This is a genomic window from Prauserella flavalba, from assembly GCF_003202235.1.
Taxonomy (GTDB): Bacteria; Actinomycetota; Actinomycetes; order Mycobacteriales; family Pseudonocardiaceae; genus Prauserella_A; species Prauserella_A flavalba.
The window spans coordinates 421,199-435,768 of the sequence record NZ_MASU01000001.1; the positions used below are offsets into that span (position 1 = coordinate 421,199).

Annotated in this window: 23 protein-coding genes, 1 tRNA gene and 1 pseudogene; 14 read left to right on the forward strand and 11 right to left on the reverse strand. The window is 68.8% G+C overall.

Annotation, left to right across the window (positions count from 1 at the left end; genetic code table 11):
- Nucleotides 1-87 precede the first annotated feature (87 nt).
- Nucleotides 88-279, forward strand: a complete 192-nt coding sequence (locus BA062_RS02140) for a DLW-39 family protein (protein WP_110334286.1) — start codon at nucleotides 88-90, stop codon at nucleotides 277-279.
- 31 nt (nucleotides 280-310) lie between these two features.
- Nucleotides 311-383: transfer RNA gene (locus BA062_RS02145), tRNA-Ala, on the forward strand.
- Nucleotides 384-472: 89 nt separating this feature from the next.
- Here the strand turns inward: BA062_RS02145 and BA062_RS02150 are convergent.
- The 3 genes from BA062_RS02150 to BA062_RS39705 form a co-directional block, all read right to left on the reverse strand.
- Nucleotides 473-1,063 carry a GNAT family N-acetyltransferase gene (locus tag BA062_RS02150; RefSeq protein ID WP_245959633.1) on the reverse strand — a complete coding sequence of 197 codons (591 nt, stop codon included), beginning with the start codon at nucleotides 1,061-1,063 and terminating at the stop codon, nucleotides 473-475.
- Nucleotides 1,060-1,605, reverse strand: a complete 546-nt coding sequence (locus BA062_RS02155; protein WP_168213856.1) for a TetR/AcrR family transcriptional regulator — start codon at nucleotides 1,603-1,605, stop codon at nucleotides 1,060-1,062. The genes BA062_RS02150 and BA062_RS02155 overlap by 4 nt, the downstream gene beginning before the upstream one ends.
- Nucleotides 1,606-1,671: 66 nt before the next feature.
- A complete protein-coding gene (locus BA062_RS39705) occupies nucleotides 1,672-1,827 on the reverse strand; it encodes a dihydrofolate reductase family protein (protein WP_168213842.1) in 156 nt (51 codons plus the stop codon).
- Between the two features lie 11 nt (nucleotides 1,828-1,838).
- Between BA062_RS39705 and BA062_RS02160 the strand changes: the two genes are divergently transcribed.
- Entirely contained in the window at nucleotides 1,839-2,189 is a 351-nt protein-coding gene (locus tag BA062_RS02160; RefSeq protein WP_245959634.1) for a hypothetical protein, read from the forward strand.
- Here BA062_RS02160 and BA062_RS02165 read toward each other — a convergent pair.
- Both BA062_RS02165 and BA062_RS02170 read right to left on the reverse strand, forming a co-directional pair.
- Nucleotides 2,141-2,488, reverse strand: a complete 348-nt coding sequence (locus tag BA062_RS02165; protein ID WP_110334288.1) for a DoxX family protein — start codon at nucleotides 2,486-2,488, stop codon at nucleotides 2,141-2,143. The two genes, BA062_RS02160 and BA062_RS02165, sit on opposite strands and share 49 nt — an antisense overlap.
- A gap of 70 nt (nucleotides 2,489-2,558) precedes the next feature.
- Entirely contained in the window at nucleotides 2,559-3,377 is an 819-nt protein-coding gene (locus tag BA062_RS02170) for an SAM-dependent methyltransferase (protein WP_110334289.1), read from the reverse strand.
- 104 nt (nucleotides 3,378-3,481) lie between these two features.
- Between BA062_RS02170 and BA062_RS02175 the strand changes: the two genes are divergently transcribed.
- Nucleotides 3,482-4,072: a DUF308 domain-containing protein gene (locus BA062_RS02175; RefSeq protein ID WP_110334290.1), complete on the forward strand. Its 591-nt coding sequence runs from the start codon at nucleotides 3,482-3,484 to the stop codon at nucleotides 4,070-4,072.
- On the opposite strand, the gene BA062_RS02180 is transcribed toward BA062_RS02175, so the two are convergent.
- Genes BA062_RS02180 through BA062_RS02190 form a run of 3 tightly spaced genes read right to left on the reverse strand, consistent with a single transcriptional unit; the run spans nucleotide 4,064 to nucleotide 6,017 of the window.
- Nucleotides 4,064-4,300: a helix-turn-helix transcriptional regulator gene (locus BA062_RS02180; RefSeq protein WP_110334291.1), complete on the reverse strand. Its 237-nt coding sequence runs from the start codon at nucleotides 4,298-4,300 to the stop codon at nucleotides 4,064-4,066. The genes BA062_RS02175 and BA062_RS02180 overlap by 9 nt on opposite strands.
- The gene (locus tag BA062_RS02185) at nucleotides 4,300-5,151 is read right to left on the reverse strand and encodes an ABC transporter permease (protein ID WP_110334292.1); all 852 of its coding nucleotides are present in this window, start codon (nucleotides 5,149-5,151) and stop codon (nucleotides 4,300-4,302) included. Before BA062_RS02185 ends, BA062_RS02180 begins: the two co-directional genes overlap by 1 nt.
- Nucleotides 5,148-6,017 carry an ABC transporter ATP-binding protein gene (locus BA062_RS02190; protein ID WP_245959643.1) on the reverse strand — a complete coding sequence of 290 codons (870 nt, stop codon included), beginning with the start codon at nucleotides 6,015-6,017 and terminating at the stop codon, nucleotides 5,148-5,150. The genes BA062_RS02185 and BA062_RS02190 overlap by 4 nt, the downstream gene beginning before the upstream one ends.
- Nucleotides 6,018-6,202: 185 nt before the next feature.
- Here BA062_RS02190 and BA062_RS02195 point away from each other — a divergent pair, with 185 nt between their 5' ends.
- Nucleotides 6,203-6,733 (forward strand): DUF2020 domain-containing protein, encoded by a 531-nt coding sequence (locus BA062_RS02195; RefSeq protein WP_110334294.1) that lies wholly within the window; start codon nucleotides 6,203-6,205, stop codon nucleotides 6,731-6,733.
- Nucleotides 6,734-6,918: 185 nt separating this feature from the next.
- On the forward strand, nucleotides 6,919-7,365 hold the full coding sequence (locus tag BA062_RS02200) for a DUF6918 family protein (protein ID WP_110334295.1): 447 nt from the start codon (nucleotides 6,919-6,921) through the stop codon (nucleotides 7,363-7,365).
- A gap of 66 nt (nucleotides 7,366-7,431) precedes the next feature.
- Here the strand turns inward: BA062_RS02200 and BA062_RS02205 are convergent, their stop codons facing one another.
- Nucleotides 7,432-8,148: a hypothetical protein gene (locus BA062_RS02205; protein ID WP_168213857.1), complete on the reverse strand. Its 717-nt coding sequence runs from the start codon at nucleotides 8,146-8,148 to the stop codon at nucleotides 7,432-7,434.
- A gap of 89 nt (nucleotides 8,149-8,237) precedes the next feature.
- On the opposite strand from BA062_RS02205, the gene BA062_RS02210 reads away from it, so the two are divergent.
- Both BA062_RS02210 and BA062_RS02215 read left to right on the forward strand, forming a co-directional pair.
- Nucleotides 8,238-8,795, forward strand: a complete 558-nt coding sequence (locus tag BA062_RS02210) for a peptidylprolyl isomerase (RefSeq protein WP_110334297.1) — start codon at nucleotides 8,238-8,240, stop codon at nucleotides 8,793-8,795.
- Between the two features lie 47 nt (nucleotides 8,796-8,842).
- On the forward strand, nucleotides 8,843-9,790 hold the full coding sequence (locus tag BA062_RS02215; protein ID WP_110334298.1) for a rhomboid family intramembrane serine protease: 948 nt from the start codon (nucleotides 8,843-8,845) through the stop codon (nucleotides 9,788-9,790).
- On the opposite strand, the gene BA062_RS02220 is transcribed toward BA062_RS02215, so the two are convergent.
- Together BA062_RS02220 and crgA are read right to left on the reverse strand one after the other, a co-directional pair.
- Complete coding sequence (locus BA062_RS02220) at nucleotides 9,787-10,200, reverse strand: PH domain-containing protein (RefSeq protein ID WP_110334299.1); 414 nt, start codon at nucleotides 10,198-10,200, stop codon at nucleotides 9,787-9,789. The two genes, BA062_RS02215 and BA062_RS02220, sit on opposite strands and share 4 nt — an antisense overlap.
- Before the next feature lie 79 nt (nucleotides 10,201-10,279).
- A complete protein-coding gene (gene crgA, locus BA062_RS02225) occupies nucleotides 10,280-10,546 on the reverse strand; it encodes a cell division protein CrgA (RefSeq protein ID WP_110334300.1) in 267 nt (88 codons plus the stop codon).
- Nucleotides 10,547-10,681: 135 nt separating this feature from the next.
- Between crgA and BA062_RS02230 the strand changes: the two genes are divergently transcribed.
- The 6 genes and pseudogenes from BA062_RS02230 (at nucleotide 10,682) to BA062_RS02250 (ending at nucleotide 14,520) form a co-directional block, all read left to right on the forward strand.
- Nucleotides 10,682-11,641 carry a class E sortase gene (locus BA062_RS02230; RefSeq protein WP_110334301.1) on the forward strand — a complete coding sequence of 320 codons (960 nt, stop codon included), beginning with the start codon at nucleotides 10,682-10,684 and terminating at the stop codon, nucleotides 11,639-11,641.
- Nucleotides 11,641-11,802 (forward strand): hypothetical protein, encoded by a 162-nt coding sequence (locus BA062_RS39710; RefSeq protein WP_168213858.1) that lies wholly within the window; start codon nucleotides 11,641-11,643, stop codon nucleotides 11,800-11,802. The genes BA062_RS02230 and BA062_RS39710 overlap by 1 nt, the downstream gene beginning before the upstream one ends.
- A gap of 24 nt (nucleotides 11,803-11,826) precedes the next feature.
- Nucleotides 11,827-12,468 carry an aminodeoxychorismate/anthranilate synthase component II gene (locus tag BA062_RS02235; RefSeq protein WP_110334302.1) on the forward strand — a complete coding sequence of 214 codons (642 nt, stop codon included), beginning with the start codon at nucleotides 11,827-11,829 and terminating at the stop codon, nucleotides 12,466-12,468.
- A gap of 111 nt (nucleotides 12,469-12,579) precedes the next feature.
- Nucleotides 12,580-12,936: a hypothetical protein gene (locus BA062_RS02240; RefSeq protein ID WP_110334303.1), complete on the forward strand. Its 357-nt coding sequence runs from the start codon at nucleotides 12,580-12,582 to the stop codon at nucleotides 12,934-12,936.
- Nucleotides 12,933-13,175 (forward strand): annotated as a pseudogene (locus tag BA062_RS02245) (hypothetical protein); the annotation flags it as partial. The gene BA062_RS02240 and the pseudogene BA062_RS02245, both read left to right, overlap by 4 nt.
- A 106-nt stretch (nucleotides 13,176-13,281) precedes the next feature.
- Entirely contained in the window at nucleotides 13,282-14,520 is a 1,239-nt protein-coding gene (locus BA062_RS02250; RefSeq protein WP_110334304.1) for an IS256 family transposase, read from the forward strand.
- The last annotated feature ends 50 nt before the right edge of the window (nucleotides 14,521-14,570 follow it).

The following is a 14,570-nucleotide window of genomic DNA, read 5'->3' on the forward strand; positions in this document are numbered from 1 at the left end:
CCCCGACCGCATAAACCCGGCCCCGGCGGGGTGCAGTAGCATCGCAGGCGCAGGGTCAGCAGGTTGTCGTCGAGGAGGGCCATCACCGTGAAGAAGCTGTTGGCACTCGCGGTTGTCGCGGGCGGCGTGTTTTTCGTGATCAAGCGCAACAAGGACGCCAAGGCAGAGGCGGACCTGTGGCGGGAAGCGACCGCGCCGACCGAGCGTCCGCTGAACGGAGTGTCGCCGAACGGCAGCGCTCCGGCCAAGGCGGGCTCGGACTCCGCGAGCAAGAACTGACTTGTCCCGTGGACTCACCGGTCCACGGTCAGGGGCTGTAGCTCAATTGGTAGAGCGCCGCTTTTGCAAGGCGGAGGTCAGGGGTTCGATTCCCCTCAGCTCCACATAGGTTGACCAGGGCCTTCGTCTCGACGGGGACCACGAGTGCCGAGATGTGCCGCACCGCCGGCGAAACCGTGTGCGGAGGGCCGCATCACTCGACATCGAGGCGCATCGAGACGTACGCCTTGAACCCGGCCCGCGCGGCGTGCTTCTGCGGGCGCCTGCGGTACTCGGTGAACCCGAGCTTCCGGTAGAGGCCGAGCGCAGGCGTGTTGTTGTCCTTGATCTCCTCCAGCACGAACGTGCGGAAGCCTGGCACCGCGATGAGATGTCGCAGGAGGACGGTCGCCACCCCGCGTCCCTGGTACTCGGGAGCGGTGGCGACGAAGCCGATCTCCGCCACATCGTCCGTCACGCCCTCGGGCACGGCCATGAACTGGTTCCGCACCACGAAATGGCAGATGGTTCCGCGCAGCAGCCCGAGGTGCCTGCGAAACGGTGCCCACTCGGGTGCGAAGCACTGCTCGGTTCCGGAGGTGAGGCTCGCTACCGCAGCGGGGTCGCCGTCGACGCACGCGACGTGGAACCGGTCGAGCAGCAGCATGTGGGCGAACGCGTCGGCGAGCGCGCCGGAATCCTTGGAGAAGAAGGAGAAGTCCTCGGCGAATCCGCGGACGAGAACCTCCGTGATCCGCCGCCGCATCGGCTCCCCAAGCTCGTCGCCCCGGCTCACCGTGATCACCGCGGTCCTCCGTTCAGCAGGTGCAGCACCGTCGCGGAATCCGGCACGGCGGCGGCGCCGATCGCCATGCGCATCGTCACGGCGCCGGACAGCAACGAGAGCAGCACCACGGCCACGGCCCTGGCGTCTCCTGTCGTGCAGTGCCCGTCCCGTTGCGCCTGTGAGATCGCGGCCTCCAGCGACCGCCGGAAGGCGAGATGGCCGGCGAGTAGCCGCTCACGTGCGCCTGCCGGTTCGTCGCTGAGGAACGCCTGGTTGACGACCGTCGAGAACTCGGCCGCGCCGTCGTCGGCAGCGATCCCGCCGAGGTAGCGCTCCACGAACCGGCCAAGGGACGCATAACCGTCAGCCGTGGCGAGCTCGCCCGCAACCTCGTCCAGACCCGCAGCAGCGCGGTCGAGCACGTCGGCGAACAGCTCGTCCTTCGTTGCGTAGTCCCGGTAGATGAGCCCGACGCTGATTCCTGCCTCACGGGCGATGCCACGCATGCTCGCGGCGGCGTAACCGCGGCGGGCGAACACCCGCACCGCGTGGGTGAGCACGGTGTCCCTGCTCGCGCTGCGCAGCGACTCGTTCTGCTTGTCCTTTTGAATGAACCTATGTTCACTCTACATGAGACGGTCTGGGCGCTGACGCGGAGGCGTATCGATCACCCGTGAGATCTCCAGCTCGATGCGCGGCGGAAGCACGTCGCAAAGTCGGCGGCAGCCGCCGAACAGCACAGGCACCTGGCTGATGTGCAGCTCGTTCAGCGCGCCGATCACTGCACGGCGCGTTGCGCTCGGAGCCCACGCGCCTGCCCGGCCTCCCCGGTGTCTCGCTGCGCCTGCGCTACGCGGGGTACTCCGACTTCCAGTCCAACGACGAGCGCAAGGGAGAGATCGACCTTGCGGCCTCCCTGGAGGGTCGCTTTCTGCCCCGGGACTGCTCGATCGGCACCAATACAGACCCGATTCACTCCGTACTCCAGCAGCCGGGACTCACCGAGGTGGTCCCCCTGCTCGACCACCGGCTCGGCCTGCCCGCGCCGAGCGGTGGCAGCGTCCTCGAACAGCGGACCTACGTCGGCATCCGCCCCTACGCGGTGAAGCCCAGCACCAGCGAAGCCACCACCGGCGCCGCGTAGACCAGCGGGAACGGGACGTGCGAGAACCAGCGCGCCCTCACCACCGTGATCACCGCACCGGCGAAGTACAGCACCAGGCCGATCCCTGCGGCGACACCGATCGCGGGCACGAACAGGCCGGCGAGCAGGCCGATCGCTCCCGCGGCCTTGGCGGCGCCGAGCCACGGCCACCACGAGCGCGGGACCCGGTACTCGCGGAGCGGCTCCACGACCCAGTTGGCGTGGAAGAAGACGGAGCCTGCCGAGAAGGCCGCGAGTACTGCTCCGACGATGGTGACGACGACGTGTGCGGTGAACATCCGAGCTCTCCCAACGGGTCGTGGTGCCTTGCCACCGTCTCGACCCGCCGGAGTACGCGGATGTGACCGGTCAGGGCTTGCGGCCTACGCCACAGAGCGCCCGCAGGTTCGGCGGGTAGATCTTCGGCGGGGTGTCGGGGCGCCATTCGTTGAGCCATGTCAGCCCTGGTTCGACGAGCTCGAACTGCCCGAACAGCTCCATGATCTGGGCCCGGTCCCGCAGGTAGGCGTCGTGGGTGGCTTTCTGCCGGTAGTTCTCCGCGATCTCCGAGAGCGATTTCTGAGCGGGGTCGTCGGCGGGATCGACGCTGGCGTGGGAAAGCACCAGCAGGCTGCCGGGGGCCAGCCGCTCGCGGTAGTAGGCCAGGGTGTCGAGCGTCCTGGGCTCGTGCGGCATGAAATGCAGCAGTGCCACCGTCAGCAGGCACGTGGGCTGCTCGGGGTCGATCCACCCGTTGCCGGCGACGTCCTGCCACAGCGCGGATCCGTCGAAGAAGTCCCGGTACAGCGCGTGGTGCCGGTCCGGGTCGGCGTGCTGTTCCAGCAACACGTTGCTGTGCGCGTGCGCCATCGGCTCGTTGTCGACGTACACGACGCGGCACTCGCCAGGGGCGGCCTCGTCGGCCACCTGGTGCACGCTGCCCTCGGTCGGCAGTCCGCTGCCGATGTCCACGAACTGCCGGATGCCCTCGTTCACGGCGAAGCGGACCGCGCGGCCGAGAAAGCGGCGGTTCTCGACGATCGACTCTCGCAGTGAAGGCAGGAGCGCGAGTTGTTGCTCGGCGAACTCGCGGTCGACGGCCGAGTTGTGGGTGCCGCCCAGGATGTAGTCGTAGACGCGCCCCGCGCTGGGACGGTCGCTCGCAAACTGAGAGGTTTGCTCGGACACGTCGCGACCTTATTTCAGCCTGCCGCTGAGCGAAAGGGTGACCGCGCTGGCGAGGCGCCATTTTCGGGCCTAGCGTCGCAGCCATCGACGGCGGGAGGGGTGTCATGGCGACGACGGACACGTACCGGGCTTTCGGGATCACCTTCGCAGGCGAGCTGGCCGAGGAGGTCCGCCGGATCGCGAAGCGGTGGTGGCTGATCGCGCTGCTGGGACTCGCCACCGTGGTGCTGGCGATCCTGCTGCTCGCCAACCTCGCCACGGCCATCGGGGTGCTGACCGTGCTGGTGGCCATCGCACTGCTCGTCGAGGGAGTGGACGACATCGTGATGGCGGGCAGGCACCGCGTGCGCTGGCCGTCCTACGTGATCGGTGCGTTGTGGATCATCGTCGGGATCGTCGCGCTCGTCTGGCCCGGCATCACGCTGCTCGCGCTCGCCGTGGTGGTCGGGGTCGGCTTCGTGGTGGCGGGCATCGGCCAGATCGGTGCGGCGCTCACGTGGCGGCGCGGGTTGCCGATGTGGGGGCTGTGGCTCACGCTCGGCATCCTCACGCTCCTCATCGGCGTGATCGCCCTCGTATGGCCGGGCCTGACGATCCTCACGCTCGCGATCTGGCTCGGCATCGGCCTGCTGCTGCGCGGCCTCGGCACCCTGTGGTTCAGCCTCCAGCTGCGCAAGGCCGCCGTGTCACGCTGAGCGCTCCGCCCCGATCCTGGGGAACGGGTGGATCGAGAACAGCACCTCCACCGGCACCTCGAAGTACTCCGCCATGCGCAGCGCGAGGTAGAGGCTCGGGCTGTACTCGCCGCGCTCGAGGTAGCCCACCGTCTGGTAGTGCACCCCGAGCGCCTCGGCGAGCTGCCGTCTGCTGACCCCGCGTTCCGCGCGAAGCACCGCGATGCGGTTGTAGATGGTCTCGCTCATCACGCGATCCTCTGCAATGCCTTCTCCCTGCGTGCCGCCACACTCGAACCGGACTCCCTGCGCGCCATCCGGCGCAGCACCATCGGTGCCACGACCAATCCGATCACAGCCCACACGCCGAGCACACCGGCGGTCTCCCAATACCGCCACGACTCACCGATCTCCACGGCCTGCATGCCGTCGGGCAGCAGCGCGGAGCGCATGCCGAGGCCGAGCCAGTAGATGGGGAACACCTGCGCGATCCACTGCAGCCATGCGGGGAACCCGGTGATGGGGTAGAAGATCCCCGAGATCGCCACGAGTCCCATGATCGGCAGCATGACGGCGCCGAGGTTGCGGGCGTTGGGGAACAGGGAGCCGATGATCGCGCCGATCGGCATGGTCGCGACGAGCCCGAGCACCAGCACCCACAGCAGGGTCAGCCACGCGCCGGCGTCGCCGAGGTCGAGGCCGTCGAAGAGGAACGCGCCGGGGATGAGCACGATCGCGACGTTGACGAGCACCGTCCCCGAGATCATGACGATCTTGCCGACGAGGTAGCCGAGCATGCCGCCGGGCACGGCCTTCGCCCGCAGCAGCGTCCCGTCCTCGCGCTCGATGGTGAGGATCTGGGCGAGGTTGATCAGGCTGCCGAAGGCGACGCTGACGCCGAGCACGCTCGGCAGGGTCATCGTGCCGCGCGAGAACTCCGTGCCGGGGATCGTCGAACCGCGCATGAGCGTCATGACGACGAGCAGCGCGACAGTGGGGAACAGGTAGCCCCACAGGTCCTGGAAGTTGGTGAACGTCTGGCGCAGTTCGATCCGTCCGCGCGTGATTCCCGCGCGGATCGCGGCCGCCGTCGGGTTCATCGGTTCCTCTCCTCGAAAGACCGGGCGGCGGCCTCCTGGTCGCCTGCTTCGAAATCGCGGACGAGCGCGAGGTAGGTGTCCTCGAGTGACGCCCTGCGCACCTCGAGGTCGGCGATCTCCTCGCCGTACTGGGCGAAAAGCTGCCGGACGAATCCGGTCGCGTCGCGGGTCGGGTGCACGAACCGCTCGCCGTCGCGGCTCCAGCGCACCTCGGCCTCGGTGGCCATCCGGCGGGAGAGCGCGTCGGCGGAACCGTCGGCGATGATCGTTCCGCCCGCGAGCACGAGGATGCGGTCGGCGAGCTTCTCCGCCTCGTCAAGGTCGTGGGTCGTCAGCAGGATCGTGGTGTCGTCCAAATCGGACAACCGGTGCACGAGATCGTGGAACTCCCTGCGCGCGTGGGGATCGAAGCCCGCCGTCGGCTCGTCGAGGAACAGCAGCCGCGGCCTGCCCACGATGCCGATCGCGACGTCGAGTCTGCGGCGCTGCCCGCCGGAGAGCCGGCTCGCCTTCTTGTGCGCGTGCTCGGTGAGGCCCACCGCGGCGACGAGCTCGTCGATGTCCCACGGCGTTCCGTAGGGCTCGTAGTAGGTGCCGAGGTGCTGCAGGAGTTCCCGCACGCGCCACTTGCTGTGGTCTCGCCACGACTGCAGCACCACGCCGATTCGCGCTCGCCAGCTCTCGTCGCCCTTCGCCGGGTCGGAGCCGAGGACGCTGACCTCGCCTGCCGAGCGCATGCGGAAACCTTCGAGGATCTCGATGGTCGTGGTCTTGCCGGCCCCGTTGGGACCGAGCAGCGCGAGCACCTCACCCCGCTCGGCGTGGAAGGTGACGCCGCGTAGCACGTCCACCGTGCCGTAGCGCATGCGCAGGTCACGGACGTCGAGCGCACGTTCCGCGCCGGGTTCGGCGTGCGGGGTGGGCACGCTCAGCTCACCCACGGACATAGTGGTGCCCCCAATCATCCAAGTCTTCGGTTGTTTGATAGCAGAGATGCTACATATGAACGCAGACGTGTGGCAGGGGTCCGTTCTGGTTCACTGTCCGATCTATGCGAAGACTGCTTGTGCTCGGCGCCGTGGCCGCGGCGCTGACCGGCTGCTCCGGCACGGGTTCCGGTGATGGGGGACAGCCCTCGGAACCGGCGTCGTCCCCGGCGCCCACCTCGGCCCAGCTGCCCCCGGACCCCGAGCCGGTGGCCGATGGACCCTGCCCGTACCTGGACACCGACGAGGTCGCGCAGACCAACGGGCAGCACGTGGACCAGGTTCGCGTCTCGGCGGAGCAGCCGAACCCCACGTGCTTCTTCTACCGTCCGGACGGCGAAATTCAGCTCACTGTCCGTGTCTATTCCGGTGACCCGAAAGTGGCGGTCGGCTTGGTCGACAAGGCCGCTCCCGTCGACACCTCGAACCCCGCCTCGCAGCCACCCGGCTGGGAGGGCGGCTATGAGGCGACCGAAGAGGGCGCGGTCTACGCGGTGGCGAACGGCGGCGATGCCGTGATCGTGACGACGAATCAGCAACAGAGCGTGAAAGCTCGCGAAATCGCCACGCAGGCGATTTCCGGGCTCGGGATCTGAGAGTGATCGTCGGATACCACTGCGTGCAGGCGAAGTTGATCTTGTACTAGTCTTGCGCGCACGCGCAGGCACCGAGGGACCGGCGCCTCTTCCGGTGTACCCCCGAAAGGACCATCGGAGGGTGCGGACGGCCCCCTGCGAAACTCCAGAATCGTTGATCTCGAAGTGACGAAGGATAGGAATCCGTGGCTAGCACCCTCAAGGAAGCCCTGCTCGACTCCAGCCGTCGGCCGACCGTCGTGACCGACCTGCAGACCCTGATCGACGAGGAGGTGTCGGAGAAGGGCGGCGTTTCCGGCGCTGTCGTGAAGACCGGCTACGCGGCCGTGAAGAAGATCAAGCCGGGCATCATCGGTTCCGCCGTGGACAGCCTGCTCGACGACTTCGTCGTGGCGCTCGAGCCGTTCTACGCCGACTTCCAGTCCAAGGGCGGCGGCGACTTCGGCGCCTACCTGCCGACGCGGTCCAGCGAGGCCGCTGACGCGCTGCTGTCGGTCACCGACGCGCGTGCCGAGAAGAGCAGCCGCGATAGCATCAAGAAGGTCTACGGCAAGCTCCGCCCGAAGGGCAAGGAGAACGTCGAGGAGGCCCTGCCGCGCCTCGGCCAGCTGATCAACAAGCACGCTTCCTGACGCGAGCGCGTGACGAACGAGGCCCCCTCCGCGCGGAGGGGGCCTCGTCGTGTTCGGACCAGCTGGTCAGGACTTCTTCTGCTGCTGCGCGCTCGACGACGCCTGGCCGTTGCGCTGCGCGGTGGTCTTGGCCCCCGAGGACGACTCCGACGTCGCGGCCGACGACTTGGCCGGGCCGGGCTTCTCCTCCGTGGTGTTCGCGGAGGGAGCGGGTTTCGGCGCGTCGGTGCTGCGCGGCGGCGCGGGCGCGACCGGCGGCTCCGGCTTCGAGCGCAGCGCGTAGGCCACGGCAGCCCCCACCGCGGCGAAGCCGAGCAGCCAGGGCAGCTTCCTGCGCTTCTTCTTCTCGCCGCTGGCGGCGACCTTCGCCTCCGCCATGGCCGCCTTGAAGTCCTTCTTCGCGTTCTTGAAGTCCTTCTTGGCCTTCCGCTTGGACTGGCCCGCGGACTTCGCTGCCTGGATCGCGGCCTTCTTGGCCTTGCGACCCGGCGCGCGCAGCTCCTCGCGGCGCTCGGCCGCGATCTTGCGAGCCTGCTTGGCGCTCTTCGCCACGTCCTTGCGGGTCCGCTTGGCCTGGGCGGCCAGCTTCTTGCGGGTGCGGCGAGAGGTCTTCGCGAACTCCTTGCGCGCTGCCTCGGTGCCCTCGGTCAGCCGGTGCTCGGCCACCTGTGCCGCGTGCGCGGCCGCCTCGGCGCCCACCTTGCCCACTTCGAGAGCCCGTTTTCTCAGGTTGCGCGAGCCGTTCTTGACGGACTCACCCGCCGTCTCCGCGGTCCGAGCCATCGCCTTCACCTCGTCAATCGTTGGAATTCCTGTGTTGCGCTCGTTACCCATCCTGCCCCTTTCCGGGCGATCTCGCCGCAGATGGCACGATGAATCGCGTGACTGAGAGCAACCAAGCCCCGGCGGGAGCCAAGATGAAGGCCACTCTGCACACGAACCGAGGCGACATCGTGATCAACCTCTTCCCTGATCACGCGCCCAAGACCGTCGCCAACTTCGTCGGCCTCGCGGACGGCACCAAGGAGTACACGCAGCCCAACGCCAAGGGCGAGAAGTCGGGACCGTTCTACGACGGCGCGATCTTCCACCGCGTGATCGACGGCTTCATGATCCAGGGTGGCGACCCGACGGGCACCGGTCGTGGCGGCCCCGGCTACAAGTTCGGCGACGAGTTCCACCCGGAGCTGCAGTTCAGCAAGCCGTACCTGCTGGCGATGGCCAACGCGGGACCGGGGACCAACGGCTCCCAGTTCTTCGTCACGGTCGCGCCGACGCCGCACCTGAACTTCAAGCACACGATCTTCGGTGAGGTCGCCGACCAGTCCTCGCGCGACGTCGTCGACGCGATCGCGCGCACCGCGACGGGCCCGGCCGACAAGCCGCTCGAGGACGTCGTCATCGAGCGTGTCTCCGTCGAGCAGGGCTGACGGCGGCACGCTGACGGGCTGGGAAAACGGGTAGGTTGGACAGCACTGTGAGCCAACCTCCTTACCCTCCCCAGTACGGGCAGCAGCCCCATCAGGAGGCGCTGCCCGGATGCTGGTGGCATCCCAACCGGCAGACCGGTCTGCGCTGCGTCCGGTGCAACCGGCCTGCCTGCCCGGACTGCCTGCGTGAGGCGTCCGTCGGCTACCAGTGCGTCGACTGCGTGCAGGCCGGCCAGCAGCAACAGCGCGCCCAGGCCACGCAGTACCGCAGGGCAGGCTACGGCGCCCGCACCGTCGCGGGCGCCCGCGTGTCCCAGCGGGCGGTAGTGACGCCGCTGCTCATCGCGATCAACGTGCTGGTCTACGTGGTCACGGTCGTGCAGGCCGGCGGCGACCCGATGAACAACAGCGACGCCCAGCTGTTCTCCGACGGCGTGCTGTGGCCCGTCGGCATCGTCGCGGGCGACGAGTGGTGGCGCCTGCTCACCAGCGGTTTCCTGCACTACGGGCTGCTCCACATCGCGATGAACATGCTCGCGCTGTGGGTGCTCGGCAGGGACCTGGAGATCCTGCTCGGCAAGGTGCGTTTCCTCGCCGTGTACTTCGTGTCGCTGCTCGGCGGCGCCGCGGCGGTGTTCGCCTTCGGCGAGACCAACACGGGCACGGCGGGCGCCTCCGGCGCCATCTACGGGCTCATGGGCGCGATCCTGGTCGCCGTGCTGCGGCTGCGCCTCAACCCCACGTCGGCCATCGGCATCATCGTGCTGAACATCGTGCTGAGCGTGTCGATCCCCGGGATCTCCCTGCTCGGTCACGTCGGCGGGCTCGTGGTCGGCGCGCTGGCGATGGTCGCGATGGTCTACGCGCCGGAGAAGCAGCGCACGGCCTACCAGGTGGGCACGCTCGTGGTGCTGACGGCGGCGCTGGTCGGATTGCTCGTGTACCGCGACTCGCAGCTCTCCTCGGAGCTGTGCTCGCTGTACCGCGCATGCTAGGCGGGCCGTAGGGCCAGCAGCTCGTCGTGCACGTCGCGCGGATCGGTGCCGAGCTCCAGCCAGCCGAGCACCACCAGGTCGTCGCTCTCCAGCTCCAGCACCGCGACGTCCCGCCCCAGCCTGCGGGTGGTGGCGAGCCGCAGCTCCACCTCGGTCCAGTCGAGGCGCCTGGTGCCGCCGAGGTTGCGCACCCGTACGCCCCACGCGTCGGCGGCGAGCCGGGGGCGCACGAACGTTCCGTGTGCCGCGCCGGCGGCCAGTGCGACCGTGCCGACGCCGAGCAGCACGGCGCCCGGCCGGTCGCCGGAGAGCACGAAGAACGCGGTGGCCGCGCCCGCGAGAACGGCCAGCAGCCAGCCGACCGCTACCAGACCCGTGCTCGGAGCCCATCTCGGGGTCGAGTTATCCACAGGGGTTATCCACACTGGGGATTAGTCACACTGTTGTAATTCGCTGTCAAGCGGCCGTTCGGCTGAGCCTCACCGGCCGTCAGCGCCAGCGCATCGTCATCAGCAGACCGCTGATCATGAGCGCGAACCCGATGGCGAAGTTCCAGTTGCCCAGCTCGAGCATGAACGACAGCTTCTCGCCCGCGAGGTAGTTGACCACGAGCCAGGCGAGACCGAGGAGCATCAAGCCGAACATCACGATCTTGTAGATCAGCGGCGAAGGACCCGCTGCGCGCACCTTCACCGGAGTGCGGCGATCGGCAGGTGGGGTGTACGCCGTCTTCTTGCGGACCTTGGACTTGGGCATGGGAGTCCTCGCGTGGCTGTCGGGCAAATCCGCGGCAGAACGCAACTGCCGCCACCTGAACACGTTAACGTAATCGAGCAGGCGCTAGAACCGGGGAGCGAGCGCCGGACCAGCAGATCGTGATGAGGAGCTCGCTTGTCGAGGTACGAGGAGCCGGAGACCCGGGAGATCCCGATTCCGGACTTCAGCCGCCGCCCCGCCGGTCCACCGAGAAGGCCCCAGCGGCCGGAAGCGGAGCGGCGTCCACCCCGTCAGCCCCCGCCGACAAGGCCGCCGGCGCCACCCGCGAGGTCGGAGGGCGGCGGCTCGGCAGGCCGCACCATCGTGCGCACGTTCGGCGAGGTCCTGATCACGCTCGGTGTGGTAGTGCTGCTGTTCGTCGTCTACGAGCTCTACGTGACCAACTGGATGTCCGGCAAGCTCCAGGACCAGGCCAGCGCCGACCTCGACGCCGAATGGGCCAACGAACGGCAGCTGCACGCCGAGCCCCTCGACGGCAAGGCGTTCGCCCGCATCTACATCCCGTCGTTCGGCGCCGACTGGAGCTTCACCGTCCAGCAGGGCGTGGACTCCGCCACGCTGGAGATCGGGCCAGGGCACTACAAGACCACGGCGATGCCGGGCGAGCCGGGCAACATGGGCGTCGCAGGGCACCGGGTCGGCAAGGGCGCCCCGTTCAACGACCTCGACCTGCTGAACTCGTGCGACGCGATCGTGCTCGAGACGGCCGACAGCTTCTACGTCTACCGGGTGCTGCCGATGTCGGACGAGGTCGCGGGCTGGGCGCAGGGCAAGGGCCGCGACCCGAAGTGCGCGAACGTCGCGCCGCTGCAGGACCGCGACGGTGCCTACGCCGAGACGGTGGGCCGCGTGATCGTCACCCCGGACCGCGGTGACGCCGTGGCACCCGTGCCGTACCAGCCGGCCGACGTGCTGCCCAAGGCGTCGCAGGCGGCACTGCTCACGCTCACCACGTGCCATCCGCAGTTCTCCGACCGGGAGCGCATGATCATCCACTCGGTGCTGACCAACCAGCTCAAGAAGCAGCCGGGCGCGGGCTACGACGACCTGCTCGCCGAGATCGGGGAGGCCTGATGTACGGCTGGATCTGGCGACACCTGCCCGGCCCGCTGGCCGTGCGCCTGCTGACCGCCGTCGTGCTCGTCCTCGGCGTGGTGGCGCTGTTGATGTTCGTGGTGTTCCCGTGGGCCGAGCCGATGCTGCCGTTCAACGACGTCGCCGTCGAACCCGAGTGACCCGCGACCCGATACGCTGCCCGTATGCGCGTACTGGTCGTCGACAACTACGACAGCTTCGTCTACAACCTCGTGCAGTACCTGGCGCAGCTCGGCGCCGACTGCACGGTGTGGCGTAACGACGTCGTCGACCTCGACGCGATCCGCGACTTCGACGCGGTGCTGGTCTCGCCGGGGCCTGGCACGCCCGAGCGGGCGGGCCAGAGCATCGACGTGGTGCGGCGCTGCGCCGACGAGCGCGTGCCGATGCTCGGCGTGTGCCTCGGCCACCAGGCCATCGGCGTCGCGTACGGCGCCACCGTCGACAGGGCACACGAGCTGCTGCACGGCAAGACCAGCAAGGTGGACCACTCCGGCACCGGTGTGCTCGCCGGGCTGCCGAGCCCGTTCACGGCCACGCGGTACCACTCGCTGACCGTGCTGCCCGAGACGATCCCCGACGCCTTCGAGGTCACCGGCCGCACAGCGTCCGGCGTGGTCATGGGCATGCGTCACCGCGAGCTGCCCATCGAAGGCGTGCAGTTCCACCCCGAGTCGGTGCTGACCGAGGGCGGGCACCGCATGCTCGCCAACTGGCTCGCCTCCGCTGGGCACCCGGTGCCGGACAACGTGGTCGACGAGCTCGAACGGGCCACCCGCGCCCTGCAGAAGGCCGCCGTCGCCTGACCGTGCGCCGTCTCGCGGGGGTCGCCAAGAGCTACCGGCGGGGCCACTACGTGCTCGACGGCGTCGACCTGAACATCGAGCCGGGCCGCACCGTCGGAACGCGTCGGTGGCGTGCAGCCGGGCGCGTTCGGCGCTGTGCTCGCTCAGTACCACCGCGGCGCCGTCGCCCCTCAGCTCCGTGAGCACCTCGGCCAGCACGCCGTGCGCGCCCTCGTCGAGGCCCGAGAACGACTCGTCGCCGGTGGCTCGCTGCACGCGCTCGAGCCCGCGCGGCCGGTGGCTCGCGTGGTGCTCGGCGGTGCCGACGCGGGGACCTGGCGCGAGCGGCCGGACGTGCTCGCCGTCGTGGAGACCGGCGGCCAGCTGGAGCTGACCGTGCCCGAAGAGCGGTGTGACGAGCTCCTGCTGCTGGCCTTGCGCACGGGCTGCTCGGTACGGCAGGTCGAGAGGCAGGGGCCGCCCCGTTGATCGCCACCACCCGTTACCAGTTGGCGCTGCTGGCCCATTCGCAGCGCTACCTGCCCCCGCTGATCGCCTTCCTCGCCGTACTCGGCGTGCTCTACACCAGCCGGGACGCGCCCGTGCTGCCCGAGTTCGCCGTCAGCGGGGGTGCACTGCTGGTGGTCACGTGCTGGCTGACGATCGCGCTCGCCGACGTCGAGGACCCCGCGCAACGGCTCGTCACCCGGTTGCGTCCAATAGCGTGGTGTACGGACCGGACGCCTGACGGAAGGTCGGGCGTGTCGTAGCCGGAACGAGGACGGTCACCGCGTGATCCTTCAAGACGACCAAGTCAGAAGGAGTTCTCACGCGATGACCTCTGTCCAGCGTATCGATCCGTCCGCGATGTTGTCCGACCAACTCGCCGAGGCGAGCCCGGATCTGTTGCGGAACCTGTTGTCCACGTTCGTCCAGGCGTTGATGGGCGCCGAGGCCGACGCCGTGTGCGGGGCCGGCTATGGCGAACGCTCCGAGGAGCGGGTCAACAGCCGAAACGGCTATCGGCACCGCGACTTCGACACCCGTATCGGCACGATCGACCTGGCGATCCCGAAGTTGCGCTCGGGCAGCTACTTCCCCGAGTGGCTGCTCGAACGCCGTCAACGCGCCGAACGCGCGTTGACGTCGGTGGTGGCCACCTGCTACCTGCTGGGCGTGTCGACCCGGCGCATGGAGAAGCTGGTCGAGTCTCTCGGGGTGAAGGGTCTGTCGAAGTCGCAGGTGTCGATCATGGCCGCCGACCTGGACGCGCAGGTTGAGGCGTTCCGCACCCGGCCGCTGGACCAGGGCCCGTACACGTTCGTCGCCGCGGACGCGCTGGTGCTGAAGGTGCGGGAGAACGGGCGCGTGGTGAACGTGCACTGCCTGGTCGCTACCGGCGTCAACGGCGAGGGCTACCGCGAAATCCTCGGCGTCCAGGTCACCAGCGGCGAAGACGGCGCCGGGTGGCTGGCGTTCTTCCGTGATCTGGTCGCCCGCGGCCTCTCAGGCGTGCAGCTGGTGACCAGCGACGCGCATGCCGGGCTGGTGGCCGCGATCGGCGCGACCCTGCCCGGCGCGTCCTGGCAACGCTGCCGCACGCATTACACGGTGAACCTGATGTCGGTGTGCCCCAAGGCATCCTGGCCATGGGTGCGGACTCTGCTGCACTCGGTGTTCGACCAAGCCGACGCCGAATCCGTTGCCGCTCAGTACGACCGGACGCTCGACGCGTTGAGCCACAAGCTACCGAAGGTGGCCGAGCACCTGGACGCGGCCCGCGCGGACCTGCTGGCGTTCACCGCTTTCCCCAAGCAGATCTGGCGTCAGATCTGGAGCAATAACCCGCAGGAGCGGCTGAACAAGGAGATCCGCAGGCGCACCGACGTGGTCGGCATCTTCCCCGACCGCCAAGCCATCATCCGGCTCGTCGGCGCGGTCCTGGCCGAACAACACGACGAATGGATCGAAGGCCGCCGCTACCTCGGCCTGGACGTCCTGACCCGCTGCCGCACCACCACCCAGCCCACCAACCCCGAGGAGGACACCACCCCAGCAGCCCTCACCGCATAACCCGACCACGGATTACGCGGTGACCTTCGATACACCACGTCTCTGGACTT

Bases quoted from the DNA above. Each gene is read 5' to 3' on its own strand.
- BA062_RS39710 (WP_168213858.1), top strand. From the start codon at position 11,641: ATGTACGGCTGGATCTGGCGACACCTGCCCGGCCCGCTGGCCGTGCGC.
- BA062_RS02185 (WP_110334292.1), bottom strand. From the start codon at position 5,151: ATGAACCCGACGGCGGCCGCGATCCGCGCGGGAATCACGCGCGGACGG.
- BA062_RS02205 (WP_168213857.1), bottom strand. From the start codon at position 8,148: ATGGCTCGGACCGCGGAGACGGCGGGTGAGTCCGTCAAGAACGGCTCG.
- BA062_RS02210 (WP_110334297.1), top strand. From the start codon at position 8,238: ATGAATCGCGTGACTGAGAGCAACCAAGCCCCGGCGGGAGCCAAGATG.
- BA062_RS02250 (WP_110334304.1), top strand. From the start codon at position 13,282: ATGACCTCTGTCCAGCGTATCGATCCGTCCGCGATGTTGTCCGACCAA.
- BA062_RS02195 (WP_110334294.1), top strand. From the start codon at position 6,203: ATGCGAAGACTGCTTGTGCTCGGCGCCGTGGCCGCGGCGCTGACCGGC.
- BA062_RS02235 (WP_110334302.1), top strand. From the start codon at position 11,827: ATGCGCGTACTGGTCGTCGACAACTACGACAGCTTCGTCTACAACCTC.
- crgA (WP_110334300.1), bottom strand. From the start codon at position 10,546: ATGCCCAAGTCCAAGGTCCGCAAGAAGACGGCGTACACCCCACCTGCC.
- BA062_RS02175 (WP_110334290.1), top strand. From the start codon at position 3,482: ATGGCGACGACGGACACGTACCGGGCTTTCGGGATCACCTTCGCAGGC.
- BA062_RS02165 (WP_110334288.1), bottom strand. From the start codon at position 2,488: ATGTTCACCGCACACGTCGTCGTCACCATCGTCGGAGCAGTACTCGCG.
- BA062_RS02190 (WP_245959643.1), bottom strand. From the start codon at position 6,017: ATGCGCTACGGCACGGTGGACGTGCTACGCGGCGTCACCTTCCACGCC.
- BA062_RS02180 (WP_110334291.1), bottom strand. From the start codon at position 4,300: ATGAGCGAGACCATCTACAACCGCATCGCGGTGCTTCGCGCGGAACGC.